Source organism: Streptomyces sp. NPDC087215 (genome assembly GCF_044744885.1).
GTDB lineage: Bacteria > Actinomycetota > Actinomycetes > Streptomycetales > Streptomycetaceae > Streptomyces.
The window spans coordinates 400,975-427,899 of the sequence record NZ_JBIUZD010000001.1 but is presented as its reverse complement, the minus strand read 5'-3'; the positions used below and the strand labels follow the sequence as shown (position 1 = coordinate 427,899).

General features: G+C 70.8%; 34 protein-coding genes. 24 read left to right on the top strand and 10 right to left on the bottom strand.

The window, feature by feature from the left end; all coding sequences use genetic code 11:
• Nucleotides 1-24: 24 nt before the first annotated feature.
• Nucleotides 25-1,152 carry a C40 family peptidase gene (locus tag ACIO92_RS01750; RefSeq protein WP_366444370.1) on the bottom strand — a complete coding sequence of 376 codons (1,128 nt, stop codon included), beginning with the start codon at nucleotides 1,150-1,152 and terminating at the stop codon, nucleotides 25-27.
• 507 nt (nucleotides 1,153-1,659) lie between these two features.
• Between ACIO92_RS01750 and ACIO92_RS01745 the strand changes: the two genes are divergently transcribed.
• The 20 genes from ACIO92_RS01745 to ACIO92_RS01650 all read left to right on the top strand — a co-directional run bounded on the left by ACIO92_RS01745 (nucleotide 1,660) and on the right by ACIO92_RS01650 (nucleotide 14,549).
• Nucleotides 1,660-2,415, top strand: a complete 756-nt coding sequence (locus ACIO92_RS01745; RefSeq protein ID WP_366444371.1) for a site-specific DNA-methyltransferase — start codon at nucleotides 1,660-1,662, stop codon at nucleotides 2,413-2,415.
• An 80-nt stretch (nucleotides 2,416-2,495) separates the two neighbouring features.
• Entirely contained in the window at nucleotides 2,496-3,128 is a 633-nt protein-coding gene (locus ACIO92_RS01740; RefSeq protein ID WP_366444372.1) for a DUF4913 domain-containing protein, read from the top strand.
• Entirely contained in the window at nucleotides 3,125-3,601 is a 477-nt protein-coding gene (locus ACIO92_RS01735) for a hypothetical protein (protein ID WP_366444373.1), read from the top strand. Before ACIO92_RS01740 ends, ACIO92_RS01735 begins: the two co-directional genes overlap by 4 nt.
• Complete coding sequence (locus tag ACIO92_RS01730; protein ID WP_366444374.1) at nucleotides 3,598-3,969, top strand: hypothetical protein; 372 nt, start codon at nucleotides 3,598-3,600, stop codon at nucleotides 3,967-3,969. The genes ACIO92_RS01735 and ACIO92_RS01730 overlap by 4 nt, the downstream gene beginning before the upstream one ends.
• A 22-nt stretch (nucleotides 3,970-3,991) precedes the next feature.
• Complete coding sequence (locus ACIO92_RS01725) at nucleotides 3,992-4,684, top strand: hypothetical protein (protein ID WP_366444375.1); 693 nt, start codon at nucleotides 3,992-3,994, stop codon at nucleotides 4,682-4,684.
• Nucleotides 4,685-4,705: 21 nt separating this feature from the next.
• The gene (locus ACIO92_RS01720; protein WP_402280461.1) at nucleotides 4,706-5,431 is read left to right on the top strand and encodes a hypothetical protein; all 726 of its coding nucleotides are present in this window, start codon (nucleotides 4,706-4,708) and stop codon (nucleotides 5,429-5,431) included.
• A gap of 134 nt (nucleotides 5,432-5,565) precedes the next feature.
• Nucleotides 5,566-5,997, top strand: a complete 432-nt coding sequence (locus ACIO92_RS01715; RefSeq protein WP_366444377.1) for a hypothetical protein — start codon at nucleotides 5,566-5,568, stop codon at nucleotides 5,995-5,997.
• The gene (locus ACIO92_RS01710; RefSeq protein ID WP_366444378.1) at nucleotides 5,994-6,401 is read left to right on the top strand and encodes a hypothetical protein; all 408 of its coding nucleotides are present in this window, start codon (nucleotides 5,994-5,996) and stop codon (nucleotides 6,399-6,401) included. Before ACIO92_RS01715 ends, ACIO92_RS01710 begins: the two co-directional genes overlap by 4 nt.
• Nucleotides 6,402-6,800: a hypothetical protein gene (locus ACIO92_RS01705; protein WP_366444379.1), complete on the top strand. Its 399-nt coding sequence runs from the start codon at nucleotides 6,402-6,404 to the stop codon at nucleotides 6,798-6,800.
• A gap of 31 nt (nucleotides 6,801-6,831) precedes the next feature.
• Entirely contained in the window at nucleotides 6,832-7,668 is an 837-nt protein-coding gene (locus ACIO92_RS01700) for a winged helix-turn-helix transcriptional regulator (RefSeq protein ID WP_366444380.1), read from the top strand.
• Nucleotides 7,665-7,871 (top strand): hypothetical protein, encoded by a 207-nt coding sequence (locus ACIO92_RS01695; RefSeq protein WP_366444381.1) that lies wholly within the window; start codon nucleotides 7,665-7,667, stop codon nucleotides 7,869-7,871. Before ACIO92_RS01700 ends, ACIO92_RS01695 begins: the two co-directional genes overlap by 4 nt.
• On the top strand, nucleotides 7,868-8,083 hold the full coding sequence (locus ACIO92_RS01690; protein ID WP_366444382.1) for a hypothetical protein: 216 nt from the start codon (nucleotides 7,868-7,870) through the stop codon (nucleotides 8,081-8,083). Before ACIO92_RS01695 ends, ACIO92_RS01690 begins: the two co-directional genes overlap by 4 nt.
• 58 nt (nucleotides 8,084-8,141) lie before the next feature.
• Nucleotides 8,142-9,425, top strand: coding sequence for an MFS transporter (locus tag ACIO92_RS01685; protein WP_366444383.1), 1,284 nt, complete (start codon nucleotides 8,142-8,144; stop codon nucleotides 9,423-9,425).
• Nucleotides 9,422-10,924, top strand: a complete 1,503-nt coding sequence (locus tag ACIO92_RS01680) for an ATP-grasp domain-containing protein (protein ID WP_366444384.1) — start codon at nucleotides 9,422-9,424, stop codon at nucleotides 10,922-10,924. Before ACIO92_RS01685 ends, ACIO92_RS01680 begins: the two co-directional genes overlap by 4 nt.
• Nucleotides 10,921-11,271 (top strand): hypothetical protein, encoded by a 351-nt coding sequence (locus ACIO92_RS01675; protein WP_401236257.1) that lies wholly within the window; start codon nucleotides 10,921-10,923, stop codon nucleotides 11,269-11,271. The genes ACIO92_RS01680 and ACIO92_RS01675 overlap by 4 nt, the downstream gene beginning before the upstream one ends.
• 13 nt (nucleotides 11,272-11,284) lie before the next feature.
• Entirely contained in the window at nucleotides 11,285-11,725 is a 441-nt protein-coding gene (locus ACIO92_RS01670; RefSeq protein WP_366444386.1) for a hypothetical protein, read from the top strand.
• Between the two features lie 53 nt (nucleotides 11,726-11,778).
• Nucleotides 11,779-12,780: a SpaA isopeptide-forming pilin-related protein gene (locus tag ACIO92_RS01665; RefSeq protein ID WP_366444387.1), complete on the top strand. Its 1,002-nt coding sequence runs from the start codon at nucleotides 11,779-11,781 to the stop codon at nucleotides 12,778-12,780.
• Between the two features lie 337 nt (nucleotides 12,781-13,117).
• Nucleotides 13,118-13,480 carry a DUF317 domain-containing protein gene (locus ACIO92_RS01660; protein ID WP_366444388.1) on the top strand — a complete coding sequence of 121 codons (363 nt, stop codon included), beginning with the start codon at nucleotides 13,118-13,120 and terminating at the stop codon, nucleotides 13,478-13,480.
• Nucleotides 13,481-13,619: 139 nt separating this feature from the next.
• Complete coding sequence (locus tag ACIO92_RS01655) at nucleotides 13,620-13,799, top strand: hypothetical protein (protein WP_366444389.1); 180 nt, start codon at nucleotides 13,620-13,622, stop codon at nucleotides 13,797-13,799.
• Nucleotides 13,800-13,919: 120 nt separating this feature from the next.
• Nucleotides 13,920-14,549 (top strand): DUF317 domain-containing protein, encoded by a 630-nt coding sequence (locus ACIO92_RS01650; protein WP_366444391.1) that lies wholly within the window; start codon nucleotides 13,920-13,922, stop codon nucleotides 14,547-14,549.
• 248 nt (nucleotides 14,550-14,797) lie between these two features.
• Here the strand turns inward: ACIO92_RS01650 and ACIO92_RS01645 are convergent, their stop codons facing one another.
• Together ACIO92_RS01645 and ACIO92_RS01640 are read right to left on the bottom strand one after the other, a co-directional pair.
• Complete coding sequence (locus ACIO92_RS01645) at nucleotides 14,798-15,490, bottom strand: hypothetical protein (protein ID WP_366444393.1); 693 nt, start codon at nucleotides 15,488-15,490, stop codon at nucleotides 14,798-14,800.
• Nucleotides 15,491-15,581: 91 nt separating this feature from the next.
• Complete coding sequence (locus ACIO92_RS01640; RefSeq protein ID WP_366444394.1) at nucleotides 15,582-15,887, bottom strand: hypothetical protein; 306 nt, start codon at nucleotides 15,885-15,887, stop codon at nucleotides 15,582-15,584.
• 498 nt (nucleotides 15,888-16,385) lie between these two features.
• Here ACIO92_RS01640 and ACIO92_RS01635 point away from each other — a divergent pair, with 498 nt between their 5' ends.
• Entirely contained in the window at nucleotides 16,386-17,051 is a 666-nt protein-coding gene (locus ACIO92_RS01635) for a 2'-5' RNA ligase family protein (RefSeq protein WP_366444395.1), read from the top strand.
• Nucleotides 17,048-17,452, top strand: coding sequence for a hypothetical protein (locus tag ACIO92_RS01630; protein ID WP_366444396.1), 405 nt, complete (start codon nucleotides 17,048-17,050; stop codon nucleotides 17,450-17,452). The genes ACIO92_RS01635 and ACIO92_RS01630 overlap by 4 nt, the downstream gene beginning before the upstream one ends.
• A gap of 76 nt (nucleotides 17,453-17,528) precedes the next feature.
• On the opposite strand, the gene ACIO92_RS01625 is transcribed toward ACIO92_RS01630, so the two are convergent.
• The 7 genes from ACIO92_RS01625 to ACIO92_RS01595 form a co-directional block, all read right to left on the bottom strand.
• Nucleotides 17,529-19,244: a mobilization protein gene (locus ACIO92_RS01625; RefSeq protein WP_366444397.1), complete on the bottom strand. Its 1,716-nt coding sequence runs from the start codon at nucleotides 19,242-19,244 to the stop codon at nucleotides 17,529-17,531.
• A gap of 5 nt (nucleotides 19,245-19,249) precedes the next feature.
• Nucleotides 19,250-19,741, bottom strand: a complete 492-nt coding sequence (locus ACIO92_RS01620) for a MobC family plasmid mobilization relaxosome protein (RefSeq protein ID WP_366444398.1) — start codon at nucleotides 19,739-19,741, stop codon at nucleotides 19,250-19,252.
• Between the two features lie 237 nt (nucleotides 19,742-19,978).
• Complete coding sequence (locus ACIO92_RS01615) at nucleotides 19,979-20,158, bottom strand: hypothetical protein (RefSeq protein WP_366444399.1); 180 nt, start codon at nucleotides 20,156-20,158, stop codon at nucleotides 19,979-19,981.
• Nucleotides 20,158-21,312, bottom strand: a complete 1,155-nt coding sequence (locus tag ACIO92_RS01610; RefSeq protein WP_402280470.1) for a DUF2637 domain-containing protein — start codon at nucleotides 21,310-21,312, stop codon at nucleotides 20,158-20,160. Before ACIO92_RS01610 ends, ACIO92_RS01615 begins: the two co-directional genes overlap by 1 nt.
• The gene (locus ACIO92_RS01605) at nucleotides 21,309-21,992 is read right to left on the bottom strand and encodes a WhiB family transcriptional regulator (protein WP_366444400.1); all 684 of its coding nucleotides are present in this window, start codon (nucleotides 21,990-21,992) and stop codon (nucleotides 21,309-21,311) included. The genes ACIO92_RS01610 and ACIO92_RS01605 overlap by 4 nt, the downstream gene beginning before the upstream one ends.
• Nucleotides 21,993-22,111: 119 nt before the next feature.
• Nucleotides 22,112-22,864 carry an ATP-binding protein gene (locus ACIO92_RS01600; RefSeq protein WP_366444401.1) on the bottom strand — a complete coding sequence of 251 codons (753 nt, stop codon included), beginning with the start codon at nucleotides 22,862-22,864 and terminating at the stop codon, nucleotides 22,112-22,114.
• A complete protein-coding gene (locus ACIO92_RS01595) occupies nucleotides 22,861-23,979 on the bottom strand; it encodes a hypothetical protein (RefSeq protein WP_401236251.1) in 1,119 nt (372 codons plus the stop codon). The genes ACIO92_RS01600 and ACIO92_RS01595 overlap by 4 nt, the downstream gene beginning before the upstream one ends.
• 1,077 nt (nucleotides 23,980-25,056) lie before the next feature.
• Between ACIO92_RS01595 and ACIO92_RS01590 the strand changes: the two genes are divergently transcribed.
• Nucleotides 25,057-26,319, top strand: coding sequence for a helix-turn-helix transcriptional regulator (locus tag ACIO92_RS01590; protein WP_366444403.1), 1,263 nt, complete (start codon nucleotides 25,057-25,059; stop codon nucleotides 26,317-26,319).
• A 152-nt stretch (nucleotides 26,320-26,471) separates the two neighbouring features.
• Nucleotides 26,472-26,876 (top strand): thioesterase family protein, encoded by a 405-nt coding sequence (locus ACIO92_RS01585; RefSeq protein ID WP_366444404.1) that lies wholly within the window; start codon nucleotides 26,472-26,474, stop codon nucleotides 26,874-26,876.
• Nucleotides 26,877-26,925: the final 49 nt, after the last annotated feature.

Here is a 26,925-nt window from a genome sequence, read left to right as displayed (position 1 = left end):
GGCCGGGGAAGCGGGCGTGGAGCGCTAGGCGTTGAGGGCGGGGATACGGCGGACGGCGAGGATCTGCCAGTCGGTGACCTTCTCGATCCGCACCGGACGCCCCGTACGAGGGGCGTTGATCACGAGACCTTCCCCCATGTACATGCCGACGTGCTCGGGGACGGCCGCGGTCCCGCGGGCGAAGAGCAGATCACCGGGGCGCAGCGCGGACGCCGGGACCGCAGCACCCTCCTTGACCTGGGTGTACGTGGTCCGGGTGAGGGTGACGCTGGCCTTGGCGTACGCCTGCTGCATCAGGGAACTGCAGTCGCAGCGGCCCATCGGATCCAGCCCGTGGGCGTCCTTGCAGCTGCCGCCCCACTGGTAGAGGGTGCCGAGCTGGTGCATCGCCCAGGTGATCGCGGTGCGGGCCTTCGGTGAGGCGTCGGCCGGGATCTTGTATCCGGCCGGGACGGTGCCCTCGGGGATCTCGCCCCAGGAGACTCCGTCCTCTGCTGGCCGGCAGCCGCCGTCGGAAGTACCGGCTCCGGTGCCGCCGGTCCCGCCGCCGTTGTCGGGGAGGGTCTGGACGATCGCCTGCTGCAGGGCGCGGGCGAGCGGCTCCCACTGCGCGTACGCGTCGGGGAACCCGGAGCGCTGCACGGCTTGGGCGGCCTGGGTGAGCGTCATCTGCCGCCAGCCCGCGACCGTGAGGAGACCCTTGTAGAAGCGGGTGGAGGCGTGGACGGGGTTGAGGATCTCCTCCGCAGTGCCCCAGCCCTGACTGGGGCGCTGCTGGAACAGGCCCAGCGAATCGCGGTCCCCGTAGCGCAGGTTGCGCAGGCGGGACTCCTGGATCGCGGTCGCGACGGCGATGACCTGGCCGCGTTCGGGGACCTTCATCGCGATCCCGGTGGCGACGATCGTCCTGGCATGCGGGATCTGCTCGGCGGGCAGCTCCAGGCCCTCGATACGGATTTCCGGGACGCTGCCGCTGCCGCCGAGGATGCCGGCGACCTGTCCGGCGACCGCATCAGCGTCGACCGCGCCGCCGACGGCGCACTGCGAGGCACGGTACGCCGAACTGCTGGCGGCAGCCGCCGTGACGGCGGCGCCGGCAAGCAGGAGAGGGGAGAGGCACACAAGGGCGACGGCGGCGGCTATGCCGTTCAATCCGGTGTGCCTCCCCAGGAAACGGCGGCGCTGCGCGGTGTTCGAGGCAGGGCAGGACAGAGCTGTGTCACGAGAAGTCCTTGAGGTGTGAAGTCCGGCCGCGCTGGTACGAGGTGAGAAGGGCGCGAGGGCCGGGGTGAGGTGATCGGAAAGCCTGGGAGGCGGAGCCGGAGGGCGAGTTGCCTCTCGCCGGTCCGGGCGCCGTCCGGTATCGGGCGGCTGAGTCAGGACAAGGCTGTGCCTCCATGACGGCAAGGGGGGAGGGAAGAGCGCCAGGCGGCTCGGGCCGGGCGGTGGTCAGACTGTAGGTCCCGATTCCCGGTTGACCTAATTTCCCGTCTCGCGGGGGCCAACCGGGAATCGTGGCCTACAGTGTGGCTTCCCCCGCTCGCCTGCCGCGCCCATTCGGCATGCCGGATTTTCCCTCCCGCATACGCCGCGGCGCCGATATTTCCACGAGCCGGGATTTCCTCTCTTCATTTCCGTGACCCGAATCGGGGTACCTCTTTGCCTTTTTCCCTCCACCACGGCGACGCGCTCGGCGTGCTGGCCGGCCTTCCGGACGACTGTGTGGACGCGGTCGTCACCGACCCGCCGTACAACTCCGGCGGGCGGACCGCGAAGGAACGCACATCCCGTACCGCCCGTCAGAAGTACACCTCCGCCGACGCTGGCCATGAGCTGGCGGACTTCCCCGGCGAGAACATGGACCAGCGCTCCTACGGCTTCTGGCTCACCCAGGTCATGACCGAGGCGCACCGGCTGACGAAGCCGGGCGGCACGGCGCTGCTGTTCACCGACTGGCGGCAGCTGCCGATCACCACCGACGCGATCCAGGCGGCCGGCTGGCTGTGGCGCGGCGTCCTGGCCTGGCACAAGCCGCAGGCCCGCCCGCAGAAGGGCCGGTTCACGCAGAACTGCGAGTTCATCGTGTGGGCGTCGAACGGGGCGATCGACGGCTCCCGCAACCCGGTCTACCTCCCCGGGCTCTACTCGGCCTCGCAGCCCTCGGGCAAGAACCGGCAGCACATCACGCAGAAGCCGGTCGAGGTGATGCGCGAGCTGGTGAAGATCTGCCCGCCGAACGGCACTGTCCTGGACTTCACCTGCGGCTCCGGGTCCACGGGCGTCGCCGCTCTCCTGGAGGGCCGCAGCTTCATCGGCGTCGAGAAGACCCGCCACTACGCCGAGATCGCCTCCGGCCGCCTGACCGAAACGATCCACCAGACCCTCGGCCAGGACGATCTCACCCTGACCGCCTGACACCCGGCAAGCTCGATACCTGCCCCATCGCTCGTTCTTGAATTTCCGGCCGCCGTGGTGTGCCGGAGGAGGAGATTTCCTTGGTACCTGACCCGCTGGAGGAATTCGGTGTCCCCGGGGAATTCGACCCGGTGCGCCTTCCGGACGGTGGCCTGGACAGTATCCAGGCCACCGTCCGGAAACTGCTCGACCGTTCCGCCGAGCAGGCCCGTCAACTCGATCACCTCGCCGCCGCACCGGGACCGGCGTCGCTGTCCGGATTCGGGCTGCCGCCAATGTCCATGCCCGCTGCGGCGATGATGCCGACGGACCCCCGGCCGGTCCTGGAACTGGACGGCGAGGAGTACGAGAGCGAGCTCGACCTGCTCACCGACTGGGTGGAGGACTTCCTCATGCCCACCTACGGCGCGGAAGTCACCACAGCCGCGCCGTGGTGCGACGAGTGGCAGGAACACTTCGACGTGGTCGGCTGGCTGCACGCCCTGTGGATGGCGTACCTGCAGCACAAGGACCCCGAAGCGGGGCCGGCCGGGCTGTTCGTGTGGCACCGCGACTTCCTCACCCACGCCATGGCGGCCGTCCGTGCTCCCGGCGGTCCGCTGTCGGCCTGCCAGACCGACCCGGAGCGTCCCTCGCACCGCCTCCTTCGCGGTCCCGGCCGCTCCGTACGCGCCGCGGCCCGCGCCGCCGAGGCGGGGCAGGCGGCAGGATGACCGCCGAGGGTCGGCCCGTGTTCGGCCTCACCTTCGACCCGCGCGCCCTGACCGACCTGCTCCAGGCCCCCGGCGACATCCGGGACCTGTCCCTCGCCCTCCTGCAGGACGTCGTCAACGCCGACCGCCAGGGCAGCAAGCTCACCGCCGAACTGTCCGGTCTGCGCAAGCTCTACATCGACCACCGGGCCGCCTGGCGGATGGTCTACGCCCTCCGGCCCGCCCCGGCGGCCTCCGCCCATCCGACGGAGGTGCACGTCGTGGCCGTCCGTCCCCGGGCCAACCACGACGTGTACGACACCGCGGCCCAGCGCCTGGGCATCGCCCGCCGCCCGATCGGCGCCCGCGCCCACGCTGCGCGCACCCGGTCCACCCAGCTCGACACCTACCGCACCGTCCCGAAGCCCGGCCCGCCGCCCGGTCTTCCTCGTCCCGCCCAGCCCGCCGTCCTCACCACGAAAGCCGTACGTTGACCGCCTTCCCGAACTTCCTCGACCACTTCGCCGAGAACCTCCTTGAACTCCCCGCCCAGACGGAGAACCCCCACCACCGTGCTGTGCTGGAGACCTACTTCGAGGTCCAGCACCTGGAGCGCCGTCTGCTGGACGCCGTGATCGCTCCGCACCCGGACAACGGCCCGGACACCGACCACACCTGCACCGAGATCCTCATCGACCGCCTTGCCGTCGGGCAGGAACTCGCCGCCCTGCTGGCCGCCGACTGCGGCCAGAGCCCGGGAGACGACACGTCCCGCGCGGAGACCTGCTCCCCGCCCTGTTGCGCGGACCCGGAGACGGACGATGAGGAGGCCGCAGGGTGGCATGGCTGCCGGCGGAAGTGAGCGAGGCCGGCTGAATCCCGGCGTGCCCCGGTCCACGACGCCTCCTGTCCGCAAGGCCCTGACCTCCTTCGACCACCGCGTCGAACTCGCCGTCGGCCGCACCGTCGACCGGCTCTGGCGTGACCACGACCGCGGCCTCCTCGGCGAGAAGACCGCGTGCCTTGCCGCCGCCCACCGCTCGCTGCGCGACGCTGAACGGTCCGTGACCTATTACCGCGTTCTCCTCCAGCGCCTTGCGAGCGGCGACTACCCGATGGAGCCCGTGCTCTTCCCGCGTATCGACCGTACGGTCGAGCAGCTCAAGGAGGCCGTTCGGGTCCGGGGGGCCCGCGAGACGGACCTGGCTGGCATCCTCGAGCTCGTCGAGGCGAGCACGTCTCGGATCCCGGACGCCCATGCCGATCTGAAGGCCCGGGACATCGCCATGCTCCTGGCGATGAGCCAGGGAGCCAGGCTCCACGAACACCTGCTGACGCAGCGGCTCTCCGTCGTGACCGCCTCCGGCACCAGGGTCGGCCAGCAGGACTTCGTACGGCTGGAGACGGCCGGGCTCGTCCAGCGCGACACCACCCGCCCGCTGCACGCCGGGCAGCCGGTCACCCTCACCGACGCCGGCCGCGCCGCGCTCACCGCCCGCCCCTCCAGCGCCCCGTCCGGCAGCCCAGCACCCCGTCCCGGCGCCTGGCCGGACACCACTACCACCCGTACCCGCTGACCTCCGAGCCCCAGGAACCCTTTGTCTGACTTCTTCCATGAGCCTGCCTTCCGGCTCGACGGCTACCGGCCCGCCAGCGCGCTGGTCATGGAGATGTTCCACGACCGCATCGCCGCCCACGAGACCGAGATGAGCGTCCTGGCCCAGCACCACACGTCCGACGGCCGGCAGAGCTTCTTCATCCTGAACGACACGTCCGTCATCTACGGAGTGCCAGGCGAAGAGCTGCTCGTTGCCCTGCACATCACCCGCGACGCCGCCTCCCAGACCTTCACCTTCGACAGCGAACAGCTTCCGCTGTACGCGCTCGCGCAGTCCTGGCTCCTCCAGCACCACTGCCCCGCATCCGCTGTCAGCCTGCCCAGGGACACCGGGACCGCCCCCGCCGACGAGATGACCGTCGCGCTGGAGGAGCGCTTCCGCGACCACGGCAACCAGTATTCGATCCTGTCGAGTTACTCGGGCGAGGGCTATCCGACGCAGGAGACCGTGGTCCTGCTGGAAGCCTCGGACCGCACGGTCCCGCAGCCCTTCCGGATCCTGCTGGAGAGCACCGACCTGCGCACCTTCACCCACCAGCTGCGTGAGGGGGTCTTCGACACCGAGGAAGCTGCCCTCGCGTGGATGGACGACCGCAGCACACCGCTGCCGACGGCCACGGCCACGGCCATAGCCACGGTCGCGATGCCCCATCTGCCTCCTGCGAAGCCCGCCGGTCCGACGGCACGTCCGGGGCGGAGGCGGTGACCGGCGGGGCGGCGAAAGGTACCAGCAAATCGCCGGTTAGGTGAACCGGGGATTCCTCGGATCCTAGAGATTACCCACCCGGAGCGATCCGTTCCGGTTTCTTCCCTGCCGGCTTCACGGAGAGGAGCCCGCCCGTGTCCGATGAACCTGACGACGTCCTGCGCGCCGTTGCCCGCCAGATCGAGGAACGCTTCGGTGTCCCCCTGGGCGAACTGCGCGAGAGCGTGGCCGGCGCCCGTGGCGCCTCGTTCCTGCCCACCGCCGTCGTCCGCTGGTACGAGGACCTCGAAGAAGCCCAGCACCTGCTCACCGCAGCCGAGGACGAGCTGGTCGACGTTCTGCAGTCCGCCCCGGCCGGTGAACTGGACGAACAGGTCATGACACTCGCTCGGCGAGTCGACACCGCCCTGACCATCCGCGACGGCCGGGCGCTCACGGTGCGCCACCTCCTGGTGGACTACCCCCTGCCCGAGCCCCCGGCCACCCGCCGCACGGGGCCGGTCCTGACGGCCACCCCCGTCCTGCAGGCCGCGCCCGTACCCGTACCCACAAGGACCCGCCGATGAGCACCCCCATCAGTCCCAGCAGCCTGGACGAGCGCTTCGCCGAGGTCTTCGGAGCCCCGCTCGACCAGCTGCTTGCCGCCCCCGACGCTGACCCGCGCCTGCGCAGTGCCCTGGAGCTGCGCGCGTTCCTTGCCACGACCGAACGGCAGGTGGCCTGGGTCCGCGACCGCGTCCACGACCGCAGCGCCCCCGACCGCCCCATGGACGAACTGCCGGAGGACGAGCTGGAGATCGACGCAATGTGGATGGAGGCCGCGCTGCAGGCCCGACGCGGCTACCTCACCGCCCTCGACAAGGTCCTGCGCTCCGATCCCCAGCCTCCGGTCACGTTCACCCAGCCCGTGATCAGCGCACGGGCCGTACCTGCGGGCGAGACACCGGCACGCCCCGCGAGAGGGCGCTGATTGCCCCACCCCGTATCCGGACCGCTCGCCGAGCGGATCGAGACCCTCTACGGTCGGCTCCGGGCCGACCTCGACGCCCATGCCGCCACCACCGACCGGTCGACCATGCTGGGCGCCCTCCTCGACGGCCTCGCCACCATCGAACAGGCTGAGCGGAACATCGAGTTCCAGCGCGAGCGGCTTCTTCAGCTCGCCGCCCCAGGCCGGGACATCGACCCTGCCGCAGCCGGTCATCTCCTCGACTGCAGCCGCCGGATCGCCGAATCGGCCGCCACCCGCGACACCCAGGCCCGCTTCGCCACCGCCGTCATCCAGAGCCTTCACCGCGCCCCGGCACCTGCCGTCACGCCTGTCGCCCAGACTCCGGCGCCGACCGCGGCCACCGTACGCACCCGCTGAACACCCCCACCCACACCTCAGGAGCACCGTCATGCCCGCATCCGGCCTGCCCGACCCCGCACCCCGTGACCTCGACCTGGTGGTCCGGGCCCTGGAGGCGATATCGCCGAGGTGGAACGCCTGGATCCTGATGAGCCTGACCACCCCCGCCCGCTACGCGGACCTCAAGGCCCGGATGCCGTGGATGGCTGACGGCCAGCTCCACCCGAAGGTCCGTGACCTGCATGCCGCCGGCCTGGTCCGGCGTACCGAGCACGGCCGCCGCCACGTGGTCTACGCGCTCACCGGCCAGGGCGCGCGGCTGCTGCCCGTACTCGACGCCTTCGCCCAGTGGGGGAGCAAGCACCTGGAGCGGCCCACCGTGGAGGACCCCGTCACCAAGGAGCAGACGACCCGTCCGGCGGCCAAGGCCGAGGAGATCGAGGACGCCCTCGCCCTGATCTCCGCCCGCAACGCCACCGCGGTCCTGTGGGCGCTGCGGGACCGCGGCGCCTCCACCGGCGCCGCGCTCGCCTCTTCCGCTCTGTCCGACATTCACCCCACGGCCGTCTACCGCCCGCTCAACCACCTGGCGAACAAGGGCCTGGTGAGCCGGGACGACGAAGGGAAGTTCACGCTCACCGCCGCTGGTCGCTCCCTGGCCCCGGCCTACCAGGCACTCACCGCCTGGGCCACAGGCCGCCCCACGCACAGGACCGCTCCGGCACGACCGGTCCCGGCGACCACGCAGGGCGTTTCACGTGCCAGGAGCACGGGCGCCGTGCTGGTGACGTCCCCGACCACGTGGAGGTCCGGTGACCTGTTCTCCCACACGCCCGTCGCCCGGCCGGTCCCGGCGGCAGCCCCGCCGGGAGGCATCCGCCGGTGAACGAGACCACCGGACCGCAACCGGTGGAGGCGCTCGGCACGCAGACCGCACGGGACGCGCTGTCCGCCCGCGGCCTCGCCCTCGGCACCCACCCGCCCGGCACCGCGCTCGCCACGCTCGTCGACTTGATCCGCGAAACCTCCGCGAACATGGACGAGGTGCAGCAAAGGCTCCTGCAGCGGGCAGACAGCTCCAGTCCGTGACGCTGGGCCGTGACCGGTACCTGCACAGCTCCAACGACGCACTGCTGCAGGCCCTCGGCACCGAGATCGACACACTTGTCGCCCGCCGAGGCGACGGTATTCAGCTCCTGCGGCTGCTCACCACCAGCTACGCCGATCTCAGCGGCGAACCCACACCGCCCCGGTCCCCGGGGCCGTCCCGCCCGCCCGTGCCCCGTCGCGGCGGCCGGTAGCCCGCCCCTTCCCGTCGCCCGTGGCGGTTGGCCGTTCCCGATTCTCCGACGAGAGCACATGACCGACTTCGTGATCGCCGGACCCCGGCACGCCCTGCCGCCGCAGCTGTCCCTGCTGCGGCGGATCTACCTTCCCCGCACGGCCGACGGCGCCGCGTACGCGATGTCCACCTACGGCATTCCGCTGATCGTGCTGGCCACCACCCAGTCCGCCACCCTCACCGGCATCGCCTTCGCCCTGGAGTGGGTGCCCCGCCTGGCCGCGTTCTCGCTCGCAGGACAGATCGTGGACCGGCAGGGCACCAAACGGGTCTTCCGTATCGCCTCGGTCCTGCGCGCCCTGCTGGTGGTGGCCGCCGCGTTCGTCCTGCCGACACAGGCCGGCGGCGCGGGGGCGACCATCACGGTGATGGCGCTCGCCGCGGTCACCGGAGTCGTCAGCGAGTTCTCCTACATCGCCGCCGAGACCGCAGGCGCGACGGTGAGCAAGGATGCCGGAGACCACGCCCACCGGGTGCAGTCCGTCCTCTTGGGCATCGACCAGACCGCCACCCTCGCCGGACCCGCACTCGCCGGATTCCTCCTGCACTGGGCCGGTGTCACCGCGACCCTGCTGACGATGGCCGCCTGCTCCCTGCTCGGCGCTCTCCTCGCACCCTGGCACCGCGAGTCACGCCTCGTCCCGCCCGCGGCCTCGGCGCTCGCCGGGATCCGCACCGGCTGGAAGACCCTCTTCGCCATCCCGGCGCTCGCCTGGCTCGTCACCGGCCTGACCGTCTCCAACCTGGCGACCGGCGTCCTGCAGGCCGCTGCCCCGGTCATCGTGGTGCAGACCCTGGGTCAGTCCAGCGCCGCCGTCGGCGTGATCTGGTCTGCCGCAGCCGCCACGTCCCTGCTCGCAGTGGCCCTGTGCCGCGTCGCGATCGACCGCTTCGGCCTGTGGCCCGCGGGCGCGGCCAGCGCCGCCGTCGCCGCCCTGGCCGGGCTCGCCGTCTCCCAGGCTGGCCACTACAGCACCTTCCTCGTCCTGACCGCTGTTCTCATGGCCGCCGAAGGCGGCATGACCGTCGTCCTGCGCACCCTGCGCTCCCGTCTCATCCCCGAGTCCGTCTTCGGCGCCACCCTCGCCGTCACGATCCTCGTGATGCTCCTGCCCTTCCCTCTCGCGGGTCTCGTCGTCGCCCTCACCCCCGCCACCGCCCTCGGCCACGTGCTGACCGTCTGCGCCGCCCTCCAGGCCGCCGGTCTCACCTGCGCGTTCTGGCGGCTGCGCCGCGAGCCCGCCATGCACACCCGAACCACCAGCCCCACCACCCCGCCCGGAGCAGCCCCATCACCATGACCACCGCGCCCCCGTCGAAGTTCAGCGCCGACCAAGCCCTGTGTGCCGCCTCCCTCGTCTGCGGCCTCACCGGCCGCCTCAACGCCCTGACCACCGCCGAGGCGAACCGGATCGCTGGCCACCTGCTCGCCCCCGGCGGCCTCGCCACCGACATGCACCGTCTCCTCGACGCCGCCACCCGCCGCCACCCGACCACCCGTGAAGACAAGGACCTCCCCGTGACCGCCGCCCCGACCTCCCTGCCGCAGACCACCGGCCGCCCCACGGTCCTCATCGTCGCCCCCGGCGACGAGGTGTACCGCGGCTACTGCCTCAAGCAGGTCGCCGCCGCCTACGACGTCGCCGTCATCACCCCGAAGCTACTCACCTGGGAAGCTGGCCATGTTGTCGACCACGAAGTCGCCGACCCCTACCAGGCCGGCCAGCTCCACGCGGCAGGGGAGGCGATCACCGCCCGGCGCACCATCGCGGGCGTCTTCACCTGGGACGAGAACCTCCTCGTCCACACCGCCCAGCTCGCCGAACACCTCGGCCTGCGTACGAACTCCACGGCCGTGACGGAGAACTGCCGCGACAAGCACGCCACCCGCCAGCTCCTGGCCGCCCACCAGGTCCCCTCGGCGCGCTCAGGCCGCGTCGGCAGCCTGCTGGAGGCCACGATCCTGGCCGAGAGCATCGGATACCCGGTCGTCCTCAAGCCCGCGGGCCAGGCCGGAAGCATCGGTGTCATCCGCGTCGACAACAGCGAAGACCTCGCCCGTGGCTTTGACTTCACTGCCGCAGGCGCCGCGATGGCCGGAGGCCAGAACACCGGCATCCTGGTCGAGGAGTACCTCGACGGCCCGGAGATCAGCGTCGAGTGCGTCACCCAGAACGGACACACCCACGCGGTCGCCGTCACCCGCAAGAAGCTCGGCTTCGAGCCGTACTTCGAGGAGACCGGCCACACCGTCGACGCCTGCGACCCGCTGCTCGACGAGGTCGCCCCAATCGCCGCCGCCGCGATCCGCGCACTGGGGATCGACCACGGCATCCAGCACGTCGAGATGCGCCTCACCGCGTCCGGGCCGAGGATCATCGAGGTCAACGGAAGGATCGGCGGCGACCTCATCGGCCATCTCGTCCGCCTCGCCACCGGCCTCGACCTGCCCCGCATCGCCGCCGACCTCGCCTGCGGCACCGCCCCTCGCCTGAAGTACACCCGGCTGCGCGCCGCCGGCGTCACCCTGCTCTACCCGGAGACCTCTGGCACCCTCACCCACCGCTCCGTCGACCAGGACTTCGCCGACCGCACCCGATGGCTCGACCTCCTCCAGTGGACCGCCACCGTTGGCAAGCAGATCACCCTGCCCCCGGAGGGCGACCTTGACGTCGCCCGCGCCGGCCTCTACGTCGTCACCGGATACGACACCGACAAGGTCGAAGAGCGCCTCGCCACGACCGCACGGCACATCACCCTCACCGTCCAGCCCGCCACGCGCACGCACGACGCCGCGTGACGTACACCCCGGAAGGTGACGTCTACGTCTTTCCGCGCTACCTCGCAGGATCCGACTGGTGCGGCGACGCCGCCTTCGTCCCGGTGTCCCACTGGCCGACCGTCCACCTGGAGAAAGGGCCCTGCCAGATGCTGGTCACCTCACCCGACCAGCGCCCCGAACTCGCCTCCATGGCGCAACTCACCCCGCTCACCCCACCGACGCCGCCCGCCCCGACGCCGCTCGACATCCAGCGCGCCCAGCGCCGGCCCCCGGCGATCACCACACGCAGCGTCCCGCGCTGGAGCACCACCACCCGGCCACCGGCGACCGCCACAGCTGCCGCCACCCGCGCGGGGCGCCGCTGAACCAAGGAGCCTCATGCCCCCGCACACTGTTCACGGCCCGTGGGCCGACCGCCGGCACCAGACGCTCTGGGCGACCGACACCGCCACGCTCACCCGTCTCCACGAAGCGACCCAGGCTGTGCTCGACCTCGCCGAAAGCGGCACCTACGCCGACCGACCTGTCACGGCCTCACTCTTCAACGCACGCTTCTACGTGATGGACATCCTCGGACTGTGCCTGGACCAGGGGATGCTCGCCGAAGCCGCGGCCGTCACCCAGCTCACCGGCCGCCGACTCGGCCCCGAGACCGCCATCGCCCTCGAGCGCATCGCCACGATGCCGATGGACAGGCAGCGCGCCGTGATCCAGGCGGCCTCCCGCCGCCACGCCGCCACAACACCTTCCCCGCGTACGAGCCCAGCTCCCGCCCACCCCGCCCCAACCCCGGGCCAGACGGCAGGCCACACCTACTGACTGTCCCTCTCTGTGGCAGTCCCACCACTCCCACCAAGGAGAACTCCTTCTTCATGCGTGCCACCTGCCGTACCGCAGCCATCGCCGCGACCACCCTGGCGACCAGCTCCCTGATCTGGGCCCCGACCGCCCTCGCCAGCGCACCTGAGATCCCCCCTGGCGCCGTCGAGATCACCAAGAAGGACCCCGACGGCGCCCTCCTCGCCGGCGCCGCCTTCTCCCTCCTCGACACCCTCAACGGCACCAAGGCCCTGACCGGCAAGACCAACGCCGACGGCATCCTGCGCTTCGACAACGTCCACCCCGGCACCTACCGCCTCAAGGAGACCGACACCGGCAGCCCCCTCCACGACCTGGCCCCCGACCAGGACGTCATCGTCACCCCCGAGCACACCGCGAAGCTCACCATCATCGACACCTTCAAGCCCGCCGAACTGCTGGTGAAGAAGACCGACAAGAAGACCGGCATCCCCCTGGCCGGCGCCGTCATCAACATCACCCCCTCCACCGGCACCGGCAAGACCATCACCCTGACCACCGGCAAGGACGGCACCGCCACCACCAAGCTCCCCGTCTCCTCCCGCACCGGCACCGCCTACACCGGCACCGAGACCAAGGCCCCCACCGGCTACGAACTCGACACCACCCCGGCCAAGATCACCGCCAAGCCCGCCGCGAAGACCACCGCCACCTTCACCAACACCAAGAAGGACAAGCCCACCACCCCGCCGACCACCCCGCCGACGATGCCGCCGACCACCCTGCCGACGATCCCGCCCACCACCCCTCCGACGATGCCTCCGGTCACCCCGACGCCTCCGACGACCCCGCCGGTCCCCCCGACACCGACCCGATCCGCCTCCACCGCACCGGTACCCTCGATGGACACGCCGAGCACCCCGCCCTCCGAGGGCTCCCTCGCTCAGACCGGGGCCGACTCCAACACCTGGCTCCTCGCCGCCGGCGGCGTCCTGACCGCAGCCGGAGGCGGTGCCGTCCTTGTAGCACGGAGGAAGAAGTCGGAAGACGAGGAGGAGAGCCAGACCACCAGCTAACCGGCAAGGGCGGCTCGGACTGATCAGCGTCGAACGGCCCTCGGACAGCACGCTGGCCGGCCCTTTCCTTCCCTCGGGACAGACCGGTGCTGACGTACTGCTGTTGCCTGATCTGAGCCCGCCCCAGCCCAAAGGCCCCGGGAACCACATGGTTCCCGGGGCCTTCGACATGTCGGGCGGAGACTCCACAGCGGCCAGTGCCTGCGACAGGCACACCGGCCTGCCGCGGTTCGCCGGAGGCAGACAGGAAGGATCACGGAAGGACTGGTGGAACGGGGCAAGGGATGTCAACGTGGACCCCTTCCCGAAATGCACCAGGTCAGAGAGGTGAATACCTGTGACCGTCGATGCTGCGAGGCTGGGCTTCGCCACCACTGTCGCCGCACTGCGGCTGCGTACGTGGCTGCTCGGTCCGGGTCAGCCGATGGACGTCGTCGACCTGTTCACCGACACCGACTTCAAGGTCGTCGTCGACGACCGGGCCGATGTCCACATCAACTCCCGGGACGGCCGCCTGTACGTCGGCTGGTTCCCCGACGGCCGGCCCGGCACCGACGGGGAGGGCTGGAAACTCGCTGTCACCGGTACCACGGACAAGCCCGGTTACTGCGTCTCCTTCCACAGAGAGACCCCGGCCACCGTGGTCGCTGCGGCTGTCAGCTGCGTGTTGGCCACATCCAGCCCCGCAGCCGCCGGCTGACGGGAGCCCGCCCCCTGTCCGGCCCGATCTCCCAGGAGTCCCGTTGTCCTTCGTCCTCACCGCACGTGACCTCATCGACCGGCTCTCCGCGGTTGACCCCGACACTCCCGTGCGCCTTGCCGTAAATCCGCTTTTCCCCATGGAGCACACCATCGCCGACGTCATCGCGACGACGGACGCGCTCGGCCGCACCCGCGTCTACGTGATGGAGAGCGGCGAGCAGCTCGGCCCTGTCCCCCCGGCCGTGAGCGTCGCCGCCGGCTGGCACGAGCCGACCGAAGCGCCGCGACGCCCCCGCCCGGCCGTCGCCGCGCAGTAGCACCGCACCCACCGCCTGGAGACGCCCCTGAACCCCTACCACCCCCTCTATCCCTCCCGCCCCGCCTACTGGGTACACCCCCGCCACCTGGCCGGTGACGACGACGAACTCGCCGACCGCGTGGCCGACATCCTGACGGAGACCGGCTGGTCGACCTGGACGACCGCCCGCTCCACGCTGCTGCACGTGAGCCCCCGAGGGCTCGCCGGAGCCGAGTGGGTACGCGGCTCCCACGACTTCCTCCTCGGTGATCTCCAGGTCGCCTGGTACGCCTCGGCTCGCCTGCACCTGGACAGCGCCGTAATGGAGTGGACCGCCTGCTTTACCACCGGCACACCCCCCGAGGCCATCGCCGACTTCCTCCTCGCGGTGGAAACGCGCACCGATCCGGCGGTCAACTACGACGGCCGCGAGTGTGTCCTCGACGCCCTGTGCGGGCAGGGCTGGGCCCGCGACATCGACGCTCCCGACAGCCGTGCGTGGGACCCTGGAATGTCCTCCGGCTTCTCCTGGGGGGAACTGCCGGAGATGATCCGCGACGGCGACCCCCGCCCCGGCCTGTCTGGATGGCACGCGTGGGCCGAGCCGATGATCGGCGATCCCTACCAGTGGACCGCCGCCTTCAGCGCCAGCATCCCCCACGACCTCGTCGCCGTTTTCGCCGCATCCCTCGCCTCACCCACCCCGGTTCTGCGCCGCAATCCGCCCGAGAACGCGGCCGGACGCATCTCCGTCACACCGGCGTCGTGATCGGCCACCCTGGCCTCGACCGGTGGCGAGTCCAGTAGATCTGGGTCCGGCGGCGGACGGGACCAGTGGGTGGCGGCCTGCCCTGTGTTTTGCTCCGCTCGGCCACTGCGGAGGTGGCTGCCCGTGGCCTGGCGCGCTGTGACTGCGGCTGGACGTCCAACACCTGCGCGATGCTGTTGGCCGCGAACACGAAGACGGCCCCTGGGCTCCGAATGCGGAGACCAGGGGCCGTCTTCATGTGGGCGGGGTCAGCCCTGTGCCTTGTCGACCGCGCGGGACAGGTGGGTGTCGACCAGCGAGGGGGAGCCGGAGAGGACGACGAGGACGGAACCGGTACGGACCGCGGTCTGCTTCATCACGGTGTCCCGCCCGCCTGCGGTGAAGGTGAGTATCTGGCTCCACGCCTCGTCGCCCAGGGCGGGCGCCGGGAGCTTCTGCGTGGCGACGGCGATCGGGGTGTCGCCCACCACGACCTGGTAGAGCGGGCAGCCGGTCATGGCCTCGAAGACGCTCGACGTGTTCGGGCCGAGCTTGTCGACGGAATCGCTGTAGAGCTCCTCGCCCACCTCGGAGCCGGTGCCGCGGGTGTAGGAGAAGGTGGCCTTCGCGCTGTTGGGGAAGTCCAGGCTTCCGCCGGCGGCGCCGTCACCGCCGAGCTTCTCCAGGGCCGGGCAGCCGATCACGGTTACGTCGTCACGGTCCCCGCTGTCGGTCTTCGTCTGACGGGTGTATCCCTGGCCGAGGTCGGACTCGTCCAGCAGGCGCGTGGACAAGGACGCCGAGGTGAGCGCGGTGCGGGCGGGCTTCGCAGCCGGGGCCGTCTTCCCGGAGGCGGGGACGGAGGCAGAGGGAGCGGGGGCGGAGCCGTCCTTGGCGCAGCCGGAAGCGGCGAGGACGGCCAGGACGGCGAGGGACAGGGCGGCGGAGGCGCGACGGTGCACGGGGATCCTTCTGTGGTCGGGCGGACTGACGGCGCCGGGTCCGAAACGGGTCTCCTCCGGCGGTCTCGGTGGAATCGTGCGTGGGGCTGGGTCAGTGGCCGAGGTCCCGCAGGCCGTCGCTGTAGGAGTCGTACCGGTGGGTGACGGGGCCGCTGTGCCGGTCGTACCACGTGGTGTCGAGGCGGGGTTCGTGCTGTTCGTGGCTGGCGGGGCAGCGCAGCCACACCTCACCGCGCAGGCTGATCACGACCCACCCGCGGTAGGCCCCGCACGTCCCGCACACCCGGACGTCCGCGTCGAGAACGAGTGGATGAGGGTGCGCCATCATCAGCCCCTCCACGTCCTGGCGTACCCGGGCGGGAGAGTCGAGCGGGGGCTCGACATGAGTGGCGCTCACTTCCTCCGCCCACTTCCACGTCCCTCGCTGCTGACGGGCCACTCGCCTGCGTCCGAACACGTCTCCCCCTCTTGCGGCACTTCCTGCGGGAGGGGATCGTGCCGCGAGCGGCCGGGCGGCTTCAACTCCGGGATATGCCAATGCCATGTCGCCGGATGCCGGGCGACGCGGACGCATCCAGGTCGCGGGGCCTTGTCCGCCTGTCCCGGGAGGGGCTGGTCGTCCCACTGGCGGGAGAGGCCACAAAGCCACAGTTCGCGCTGATCGCAGTGGGGTGGGCGATGCCGGCACGCCGCGCCAGCTCGCGGACCCCGATACCGTCATCGACCATGGCGGTTCTGAGGGAGAGGGCCACGGCCCGGACCAGGTACCCGGGTACATCGAGGTGTACGGACCGCGTGACCAGTTCGGCTACGTGGCAGGATCGCCGCAGGCCAGGATGGGTCGTCCAGGGCGGTCGGACGACCGCGCCAGACACCACAGCGAGAGGAGCGCCCGGTGGAGAAGTTCGTGCCGCGATTCCAGGGCCGGGAGTGGCGAGACGGAATGGGCGTCCTGCACGTCTACGTCCTGCCCTGCCCGGACGCCGACGACGCTCTGCTGTCGCTCGCGCGGGCCTGCGTGCCGCTGATGGAGAACCATCCGATCGACCCCCAGCTCTCGGGCGAGGGCGACGACGCCGGCCTGCTGCATCTGACGGTGGAGATGCTGGCCGACATGCCGTCCGCCGAGTACGACCAGGCCGCACGGCACGTGTTGGTCCGGGCTCTGGAGGAGGCGCTCGCCGACGTAGCCCCGTTCACGACCGAGGCCGGACCCCCGATCGGCAACATCGCGGGGGCCGTTCTCGACGTGTGGCCCGAGACGGAGGTCCTGGCGCTGACAGAACGAGTCCGTAGCGCGATTCGGAAGGCGCGTGGCGAGAGCGCTCTCCAGTACCCGGGAGGTCGCCCACACATCTCCCTCGGGTACGCCTACGGCACAGGCTCCTCCGACCAGCTCAACAGCCAGCTCCGGAACGAGATCACCCCGCGGCGGGCCCCGTTGCGGATCGACCGTGTTCACCTCCTCAATGTGACGTGGGCGAAGGCTGACGACATCGACGGGTGGCGCATGTCATGGGAGCCGGTGGCCGAGATCCACTTGGGAGGGGCTGGCCGATGACGGTTGTGTGGGTGCTCGGCGGCACCCTCGCAGCTCTGGTCGCGGCGTTCCTCGCCCGCGGCGTCGTCAGAGGCGCTGTCCAGACGGCGAGAGAGCAGGTCCGGTGCGACCTGATCGCCATGAGCGAGACCCGGGCGTTGACCGAGACGCTGGCCAGGAGAAGCGGCGAGGCCGCGGTCGCGTTCGCCGCACCGGCCGCCGACGGCCGCGAGTACCCGATCGGGTGGCTGTGGTGGCGAGCAGACCTTTCCGCTGACGACACGGTACGCAAGGACATGGGCTGGGCGCTGACATACCGCCGAGCACGCCGGGCTGCGGGGCTGCCTCTGACCATGAAGGCCCGCGACCCGGAGGTCACCATCACCCGGTCCGCCACGAACCGGGACACGAGCCGAGGCTGACCAGACAGTCCAACGGCCGGAGCCGCATGCACTGCTGTCCCCGACCGAACGTGCGATCAGGGGCAGGCGGGGACACTTACCGGCGCGACTGCCTGTGCCGTTCATATCGGGGCTCGCTGGTCGACGGCGCCGCGGCCGTGCCTGCGTTGAAGGCCGGGCTGTCGGTGTGGGCGGGCAGCCCGGCAGAGCGCCGGAGTCTCCAGACGAGAACATCGCTGACCGATTCGGCTGTGTCCAGCTCCCTGCGCCCCGCAGCGTCTGCGAGCAGGACCGTCGGGTCGTAGCCCGCCGCCTCGACGTCGGCGAGCGTGGCCGCCAGTGCATACCAGCCCTCCTCGGCGAGGACCTTGCCTGTGAGAAGGGGTACCCCTTCTCGCAGGACGGCGGCCTGCCGCTGCAGCAGGGGGTGGGCCAGGCGCCGACCGCGCTGGAGGAGCGCGGCGAGCGGGTGTCCGGCGGCAGCACGGTAGGCGGTCCGAAGGTGCTCGGAAGCCTGTCGGGCGGCCTCGGCCTGCTGGGCGTGGCCCTTCCTCGTATGCCAGTGCGCGGCGGCGGTGATCAGGAAGAACAGCATGTCGATCACCATGGCCGTGCTCGCACCGTCCTCACCACGCCCAAGGGCCTGCCCGCCGCGTACGAGGTCCCGGGCGGCCTGCTGCAGAGCCTGGTCGTGCCCGCGTACAGCACGGACGTGGGAGCGGGAAGCCCGCTCGAACAACCGTGCTGCTTCTCGCAGTTCGCTCCGGGTATGGGCGGCGGACGTTGCCGCGAGCGCGTCGAGGATCTCTCCGGCGGCGGCGATGTACGCGGCGGCGAGACCGTCCTCGCCGTCCTCGATGACCAGGACGGCCTGCCAGGCGGCAGCCGCCGCGCTGCGCCGCGCGGTGGCCGGCGCGGGGCGGTCCGAGCGCAGGCGCTGGAGAGTATGGCCGTCTGGGGTGGGGATGTCCGCGGACCAGCGCTCGCGGACACGGGGCAGGCTCAGGTCGGGGGCGAGGCGGGCGCCGGGGTAGTACACGGGTTCGCCGTCCTTGTTGCGGTCGTCGGGAAGCGCGACCTTGTACCCCAGGAGGTCTCCGGAAGGGGCGACGCGAGTCTGGACCAGAAGGCCGGCCGCGGCCAGGCGGTCGAAGAACTCCTGCTCGCTCTGAGCTCCGGCCACGGCGCGTCGTACGGTCTCGCGTAGTTCCTCGCGGGCGGTGCGCTCGCGGCCCTGGCGCTGGGCCTTGTGCCGTTCGGCGCTGGTGGGGCGCTGGGCGGCGGTGCCGTCGCCGGGCTTGAGCCGGCGCAGTCCGAGCTCCTGCTCCAGGAGCCGGGCCTCGGCCTGGACGCGGGTGGCGTCGCGGTTGAGGTCGGGCCGGTAGCCGTCCTCGCGGGCAAGAGTGGCGAGGATGTGGATGTGGTCGTCGGCGTGCCGGACGGCGACCCAGCGGCAGCCTGCACCCTGGTCGGGGTCGTCGATGCCCGCGGCGGCGACCATCCGCCGGGCGATGTCGCCCCACTCCGCGTCGGACAGGATCCGGTCGGTGGGGCTGTTGCGCACGGACAGGTGCCACACGTGCGGCCTCGCCCGCTGGGTATCGGTGAGGAGGGCGAGGGGCTGGTCGAGGAGCTGCTGGAGCTGCTGGAGCTGCTTGTGCGTGGCCTCGGGGTCGCGGCCGGGGTCGGGGGCGCAGTGGTCCCAGGAGGCCACGAGGTGCGGGTCGACGTGCTCTTCGGCTTTGCCCGGTCCGTACAGGTAGTAGAGCAGGCCGATGGTGCGCCGCCCGCGTTTGTGGATCTTCGGGACCATGGCTTCTAGCGGCTTTCGAGGAGCTTGTCGGTGGCGGCCTGGACGCGCTCGGTCGCCCGGCGGACGGCGTCGAGAACGGCGTCGAGCTGGACGTCCGCAGGCCGGTTGCCCGAGTTGACGGCCCGCGCGATCTGGTTGAGGTTGTTGCCGATGTGCCCGAGGTGCCGGCGGGCGGCGAAGATCTCGGAGATCAGCTCGCGTTCGCCGGCGATGGATCCGGCGGCGGATTCGGGGTCGCGGGCCGCGGCGAGTGCGGCACGGGCGAGAAAGGCGGGAAGGCTCGTACGGGCGGCAGCGGCGCTGTTGGCGAGCATCTGCTTCTCGGTGTCGTTGAGTCGGACGCTGCACACGTAGGAGCGCTTGTCGGGATCGGTCTTCGGCGAGCGCTTGCGCGAGGCGCTCTTCGTGGCACGGTGCTTGCGGCGGGGTACGGGTTTGTCCGGCGATCGGCCTTCAGGCGTCGCCCCGTCGTCCAGCGCCCCCTGGTGCTGGACCACTCCCGCCACCCCCGGGGCGGGACCGGCCAGGACACTCTTCCCCGACGGGGAAGAGTGTCCTGGCCGATAACTTGCTCCTTCGGTAACGAGGTTGTTCCCCTGCTCGCCGGTCGGGGGTTGAGGGGAGTTCTGCGTCATCGGCATGGTTCTCTGCGTTCTTGAGTCGGGAAGAATGCGGGACCGCTCCGGACGGTATCCGGAGCGGTCGGGATCAGCGGAGGTCCTGCCCGTGCGGTGCTATCCGCATTCGAGGCACCGGGCGAGGTGCCCGGACAGGTCCCGGGCCATGCGGTGCTTGACGCCCCTGGCCAGCCCCGCGCTGCCGTTCGCGGCCGAGCGTGCGGCGTGGTTGAGCAGGTAGGCCCTCTCCTGCTCGTACTTGGCCCGGATACGGGTGAACTTCACGCAGGTCTTCATCAGTTACTCCTCGCGGTAGTGAGCTGCGGGGCACGCAGGCGGGCCAGGACAGGGGTCAACCTGTCGTTTCGGATCGGGATCTTGTGCTCGCGCATGATCCTGCGGAGCTGTACGCGGGTGACCGACTCGTTCCCGTCCCGGTCCAGGACACCAGGCACATGGGGGCGGACCAGGTCGACGATCTCGTCCACGGTCAGCCGGGGACGTCGACCCCCCGGTCCCGAGGACTCTTCCTGGCCGGTCCCCGTGCCGGTGCCGGTCCCGGTGCCGGTGCCGGTCCCCGTCCCGGTGCCGGTCCCCGTGCCGGTCCCCGTCCCCGTGCCGGTCCCCGTCCCCGTGCCGGTGCCGGTCCCGGTGCCGGTCCCCGTCCCGGTGCCGGTCCCCGTGCCGGTCCCCGTCCCCGTGCCGGTGCCGGTGCCGGTCCCCGTCCCGGTGCCGGTCCCCGTGCCGGTCCCCGTCCCCGTGCCGGTCCCCGTCCCCGTGCCGGTGCCGGTGCCGGTCCCGGTGCCGGTGCCGGTCCCGGTGCCGGTGCCGGTCCCCGTCCCGGTGCCGGTGCCGGTCCCGGTGCCGGTGCCGGTCCCCGTCCCGGTGCCGGTCCCCGTGCCGGTGCCGGTGCCGGTCTCGGTCGCTGTCTCGGTCCCGGTGGCTGTCCCCTTCGGGGTGTCGGTTTCCGTCCTCGGGGTTGTCTCGTCGTGGGGGTGGGTCTGGGGGGCGACGAGTTGGTGTATCTGCCGCATGAGGACGCCGAAAGCCAAAAGTGCGGCGGTTGGGGGGACGGCGGCGACGATGTAGTCGAGCAGCGGGACCGGTCCATCGCTGCTGCCGCGGACGCCTGCCACGTTCAGCACGATGGAGCCCATCGACCCGGTGACCGTCAGGCCGATCGCCCACCAGTCAGTGACCCGTTTCAGCCCTGCCCGCAGCATGAGCAGCTCGCCGGTCACGATGAAGGCGTCCACCGTTCCGGGCCATGCCCACCGCCGGGCGCGCGCACCGCCCAGCCCGTGCTGGCCGGCGACTTCGGCCAGGTGCGCGTAGGACAGCCAGAAGGACGCGATGGTCAGAGCGACGATGACGGCGCCGGCGGCTATCAGGACGTACCGTTCGGCCGCGCCCTTGGACGGGTGACCGTGCGGGTTGTGAGGGTGGGTCATGCTGCCTTTCGGAGATTGCCGAGCAGTACAGGGGTGTGGACGTGCCGGTCCACCGGGACGATGTCCTCGTCGGTGCGCGCGGCATCCGGACTGTCCGCGTCGTAGGCGGCGGTTGCTTCCGGCTTCTCACCGCCGGGTCCGGCCTTCTGAGCGGCTGCGGCCGGGGCGGGATCGGCGTGCACGTTGTGCCGGTCGCGGTCCTCGATCGCGCGGCCTTCCTCGCTCATCACGTCGCGAGCCCACTGGGCCGTGATGCCCAGGACATGGGCCAGGCGGGTCGTGCTCCAGCCCCTGGCGCAGGCGTACCGGACGACGGCCTTGCGCTCCATGCTGCTGAGGTGGACGTCCCGCCCGTTGATCGCCGATCGGACCCGGGCGTAGTCGAGGCGGTCGTCGAGCTTGTCACGCCACTTGGCGCGCTCCTTGAGGGTCAGACCGCCCCACATGCCGTGCTCGGCCTTGTTCTCCAGGGCGAAGTTCAGGCAGTCCCGCTGCACCGGGCAGGCCGTGCACACCTGCCTGGCCTGCTGGCGGTCCCGGAAGTTGCGGGGGCCGTGGAAGAACAGCCGGTCGGCTTCCTTCGGAGTGATGCCGTAGCAGGCGGCGCGGGAGTGCCAGCTGTGGTCCGCGATCGAGCGGATGGCCGACTTCGGACCGTTGTTGGTGGTGATGTAGCGCATCGATGTGTCTTTCGGGTACGCCTCTGCCTTCCTTGACGCCGAGGGGCGGCAGAGGGCAGGAGTGAGGCGGAGGGATGGGCCCGGCTGCGGCGGCGGGCTTAAGGAGAGGAAGGTGCGGGTCAGCGCTGGAAACGGCGGTCGGGGCCGGTGAAGCGGACCGGGGTGCACATGCCGGACAGGCGGCTCAGTACCCGGTCGCCGACCAGGTCGCGCAGGACCGGCTGGCGAGGGGAGTCGGCGAGCTCGCGGACCGGCGGCAGGTTCGTGGTGAAGAGCGTCGGCATCCGGTTCTGGCAGCGCCAGTTCACCAGTCGGAAGAGGACCTCCTCGTTCCATGCCGAGGTCTTCGCCGCCCCGAGGTCGTCCACGAGCAGCAGCGGCACCCGGACGATCCGGCGGAGCTGGTGCTCCAGGTCCACTCCGGCCTGAGGGCGGGTGTCGCCGAACAGGTCGGCGGCGGTGGTCGCGTGCCAGCCCACCCCGCACCCGGAGGCGGTCAGGGCCCGGATGGCGCCGTACGCCTCGTGGGTTTTGCCGGTTCCGAGGTTCCCCCACAGCAGCAGCGACGGGCCGTGCATGATCCGCCGCCGCCCGGAGACGCCGTACTGCGGGTTCAGCCCGCCGACGTTCGCGGCGACGGCGCCGTCGGCGACCTTCCGCACCCAGGCGGCGACATCGGGGTGCTCGACCAGGGCCTCGCGGTAGTCGAATGGGATCCGCAGCTGCGCGGCCTCCAGAGCCGGGATCGGCTCCGGGGTGTTCGGGAGCGCGGCAGCCGGGTCGATCCCGCGCTCGGCGAGCCTGGCCTCCAGTCGCGCTCGCAGCCGCTCAGGAACCGCAGGCTGCGGATCGTCGAGCCGGTAGCGGGTCACAGTCGGCCTCCGAACCCACTCGGCTCGGCAGCGGGGTCGAGGTAGGGCACGTACCTGGAGCTGGCCCATGGCCCCGCGCCGGAGGCGCCGACGGCGGACGGAGACGGCGAGGCGTTCAGCACCTCGTTGACCAGGCTCGGCAGCACACTCCCGTGCAGACCCTTCAGCCGCAGCTGCCCCAGAGCCCCGCGGATCACCTCCGGATCGAAGCCCTCCCCCAGCAGCCCCTTCACCTGGCGCCCGACCAGCCCCACGACATCCTTCGGAGGCCGGTGCGCGGACTCCCGCACGTACTCCGCCACCAGCGCCTTCGCCGAAGCAGCAGTCGGGCCGGTCTGCACGGCAGGGGCATCGCCCCCCTTAGGGAAAGATCCAGGATCCAAGATCCTAGATCCAGACGCCACACCCTCGCGAGCCTTCCCCGAACCCTCCCCGACCCCCTCTTGACCTGCGGATTCACTGAATCCCCCGGATGCGGCTCGGGCAGACCGACCGTCGCTGCTCACCCGCACCACCCCACCGCTCAGCACCTCACCCGAGCCGGGCGACGGCTGCCCGGCACCCGGAGATTCCGGCGCGTCGAGGGTTCCACGAGGATGCGGCGAAGCGGCCTGCGTACCGTGCGGGACGCCCGGCAGAGCCCTGTGGCTGCGCTCGGCCCCGGGGCAGGCCCCTTTGGCGCAGGTGCCGCAGTTCTGGTGGCCCTGGTGGGCGGGGCACCGCGGGCGGCGGCTTGCGGAGGGACGGTCGATCTTCTGGTGCTTCTCCCAGGTCACCACATGGAGGTAAGAGTTCCCGTCACACCCGGTGTAGCGGCAGATCAGGCCGGCGTCGGCGAGCTGCTCCAGGTCGACGGCGACGTTCGCGGGGGTGTGGTCGGCACGGAGGGCCCAGAGCCGCCCCGCGATGATCGCGGGGTGGTCACGGAAGCGCCCGGAGTCGTCGGCCTGGGTGAGCAGCCCGAAGAAGGTGACCATCGCGGTCACGCCGACGGCGGCAAGGTCTTCGCTCTCGAATGCCTCGGGTTTGATCGTTCGAATCCGGGCCATCAGGCAGCCCGCCCTCGGAAGCTGCCGTCGAGGAAACCTGTTGCGCGTGCTGAAACGCTCAGCCACTTGCGCGGAGTGGCGGTCATACGACACTCTCCTGTCAGTGAAGTCGCACCGGTTGGTCCCGTGAGAAGGACGGTGCGGGTGAATGTGGTCTCCGGCTCGGGCCTCGGCCCTGAGTGGCGACCTACCTGTAAGGCGTCCGGCGTCTGAGAGTTCCCGCTCTCAGGCGCCGTCGCTTTTTCTCGGATTCTTCGCGGCTTCGGACTCCCCTGGACACTGCCTGCTCGGTTCGGGCGTGATCACCCGAGGGGACGACGAACATACGCAGTCCCCGGCGGCTAGTCCATACATAGCTCTGAATTCCGTTACAACTCGCAGGGTGTTGACGCCGGTCTGTCGCCTGGCGTGCGCTGAGCCTGCCTCGGCGTTCGACGTGAGGGGGACGCGGCGTGGCGGCGTCTCTGTGCTGCTGACACTGCCCGTCCCTTCACGCGATCAGCCTGCCGACCTGGTGTTGTTTCCAGGATTTAAGCCCGCCTCCGAATCGGAGTCAACGGCACCGCAACCCCTCTTTACGCGCGTAGATCGTAACGTGAAGGCACCTGCGGAGCCATGAGGCGGGGTGGCAACTCGCCTTACTGGAAAGGCGGGTGGTGCTGTACTTGTGGCCCGAATGTCTTACCGGCAGACACAGGTGAAGGGTGCCGGGGGGTGTGAAAGAAAAAACCGGCAAGTTTTTGCCGGTTTTGAAAACCGGCAAAAACTTGCCGGTTTCATGTCCGATTCGGGAGGGCTTTTCTGTAATGCGCGGACACCCGAACCTACGGCTCCGTAGGGTCGAGTGGTCTGCGTCACTTTAAATGAGACGGGGCGGTATGGAAGATCAGGCGAGCGGGCATCCGTCAATGATCTTGTTAGGGTGGTGTGGAGGCAGGGGAGGGCCATCGCGAGATGACCCTCCCCTTTTTGTTGCCTTTCTCGGGGACTGGCAGACCCTCACCAGGGTTGAAAACGATCTAGGAGAATCGGATGGGCGCAACAGAGCCCCTCCCGAGCAACGGGGGAAACGCGGGCGAGGGGTCCCGGGGCGGATCCGATGATGTGTCACCCGGCGACGCCCTTCCTTGGGCTGGCCAGGTCATGGGGCTGGCGGGTCAGCTCAAGTCCTGGCGCAAGCGGGGCCGTGTCACCCAGGAGGAGTGCGCGAACGCGGTCGGCAGGTCGGTCCGGTGGTGGCGGCATCTGGAGCGAGGGGACGGCCGTAACCGCCTCGACCTCCAGCAGTGCGAGGACCTGGCGGCCCTGCTCCAGCTGGACCGGGACGAGCGTACGGCGCTCCTCCTCTACAACCGTCTCGACACGACAGTCGCGGACGGCATGGTGGACCCCCGCGTGCGCAGCGGGCTTCGCCTCCTGATCGACCAGCAGATGCCCGCCCCCACCTACCTCTGCGACGCCAACTGGAACATTCTCGGATTCAACCCGGCGATGGCGCAGTGGTACCCGTGGGTTCTCAAGCCCGGCGCCAACCTGATCAAGTGGGCCCTCACGGACCGCGAAGCGCGGGTCCAGTACCACGACTGGGAGCATCACGCCAGCGAGTACGTCAAGCTGATCAAGTTCGCGCTCGCGCGCCGCGGGGACTCCGCCGAACTCATGGAGCTGATCGGCGATGTCTGCAAGGACCCCGACGTCCGCCGTCTGTGGGAGACCACCAGCGAGCTGACCGAGGTCCGCGACGGGCACATCTTCCGGATGTCCCTCCCGGCCCTGAACTGGGAGCCCATCGACGTCGTCAGCCACGTCCTCTACCCTGCGGCCCTGCCCGACTGCCGCATGGTGATCATCACCTGGTGGGCCCACGACGACTCCGACGACGCCCGGCACGTCGACACCGCCCTCGGCGACACCACTGTGGAGTCGACCGCGAAGGCGCAGCCGCTGTCGGCCTCGGGCCGCCGGGCTGCCGCCCGCGCCATGACGGGCCACATCTCCGTCCCCACGGCGGAGGCCGCCGCCGCCCTGGCGGGCCCGGACGGCATCGCCCTTCCCGTCCTGAGCGCGATGATGGGGGAGGACTGCCAGCTGACGCTCTCGCCCTCGGCCCGGTCGGTCATCTGGGCCGTCAGGCAGCCGGACGGCACGTGGACCGCCTCCGAGGTACAGGCGTACACCGCCGTGGTCCAGCTGCCCCAGGCGGCGACCGAGCCCGAAGCGCACACGGAGATGAAGCAGATCGTGCGCGCGGTCCTCCCGCCCGGAACCACGGATGCGTGGAACAAGATCCAGGAGAGAATCCCGCAGCTAACGCAGCAGATCCGCTGCCTAGAGCAGATAGCACGGGACCTCTGCGAAGAGGACTCCTCCCTCCCCCACGTCTGGCACCCGGTCGACGAGATCTGACCGGACGGCGACACCACGGTGGCCGACCCCTCCCTGCCGGGGGCCGGCCACCACCTCTGCCGCAGCCGCCACCGGCCCTGATCAACTGAACGCCAGGCTTCCCCGCGACCACCCACACCCCGCTCCGCCCGCGACCAGAAAGCGCCTCTGCCGTGACCTACACCTGCCGTCTGCCGCTGCGCTGGTCCGACCTGGACGCGTACGGACACGTCAACAACGCCGCCTTCCTCACCTACGTCGAGGAAGCCCGCACCCGGATGGTCCGCGACATGCTGCCCGCCGACGAGACCGAGCGCCGACGCCACGCCTTCGTGGTCAAGCAGTCCCTCGTCGACTACAAGGCGTCCCTGACCTACCGCGAAGACCCGATCAGCGTGGACGTCTGGGTGACCGCCTCCCGGGGCGCGCGTCTCGAACTCGGCTACGCCGTCCGCGACGAGACCGTCACCTACGCCGAAGCCACCACGAAACTGGCCGCCTACGACCTCGAAGCCCAAGCGCTCCGGCGGATGACCGAGGACGAACTCACCTTCCTGGCACGTTACGCCCGCTCCTGACCGACCACGACGATCCGGAAGGCGAAGGCGCCGCAGGAGAAAGAGGACA

Bases quoted from the DNA above. Each gene is read 5' to 3' on its own strand.
- ACIO92_RS01735 (WP_366444373.1), top strand. From the start codon at position 3,125: ATGACCGCCGAGGGTCGGCCCGTGTTCGGCCTCACCTTCGACCCGCGC.
- ACIO92_RS01710 (WP_366444378.1), top strand. From the start codon at position 5,994: ATGAGCACCCCCATCAGTCCCAGCAGCCTGGACGAGCGCTTCGCCGAG.
- ACIO92_RS01700 (WP_366444380.1), top strand. From the start codon at position 6,832: ATGCCCGCATCCGGCCTGCCCGACCCCGCACCCCGTGACCTCGACCTG.
- ACIO92_RS01685 (WP_366444383.1), top strand. From the start codon at position 8,142: ATGACCGACTTCGTGATCGCCGGACCCCGGCACGCCCTGCCGCCGCAG.
- ACIO92_RS01680 (WP_366444384.1), top strand. From the start codon at position 9,422: ATGACCACCGCGCCCCCGTCGAAGTTCAGCGCCGACCAAGCCCTGTGT.
- ACIO92_RS01670 (WP_366444386.1), top strand. From the start codon at position 11,285: ATGCCCCCGCACACTGTTCACGGCCCGTGGGCCGACCGCCGGCACCAG.
- ACIO92_RS01665 (WP_366444387.1), top strand. From the start codon at position 11,779: ATGCGTGCCACCTGCCGTACCGCAGCCATCGCCGCGACCACCCTGGCG.
- ACIO92_RS01655 (WP_366444389.1), top strand. From the start codon at position 13,620: ATGGAGCACACCATCGCCGACGTCATCGCGACGACGGACGCGCTCGGC.
- ACIO92_RS01630 (WP_366444396.1), top strand. From the start codon at position 17,048: ATGACGGTTGTGTGGGTGCTCGGCGGCACCCTCGCAGCTCTGGTCGCG.
- ACIO92_RS01625 (WP_366444397.1), bottom strand. From the start codon at position 19,244: ATGGTCCCGAAGATCCACAAACGCGGGCGGCGCACCATCGGCCTGCTC.
- ACIO92_RS01615 (WP_366444399.1), bottom strand. From the start codon at position 20,158: ATGAAGACCTGCGTGAAGTTCACCCGTATCCGGGCCAAGTACGAGCAG.
- ACIO92_RS01610 (WP_402280470.1), bottom strand. From the start codon at position 21,312: ATGACCCACCCTCACAACCCGCACGGTCACCCGTCCAAGGGCGCGGCC.
- ACIO92_RS01605 (WP_366444400.1), bottom strand. From the start codon at position 21,992: ATGCGCTACATCACCACCAACAACGGTCCGAAGTCGGCCATCCGCTCG.
- ACIO92_RS01590 (WP_366444403.1), top strand. From the start codon at position 25,057: ATGGGGCTGGCGGGTCAGCTCAAGTCCTGGCGCAAGCGGGGCCGTGTC.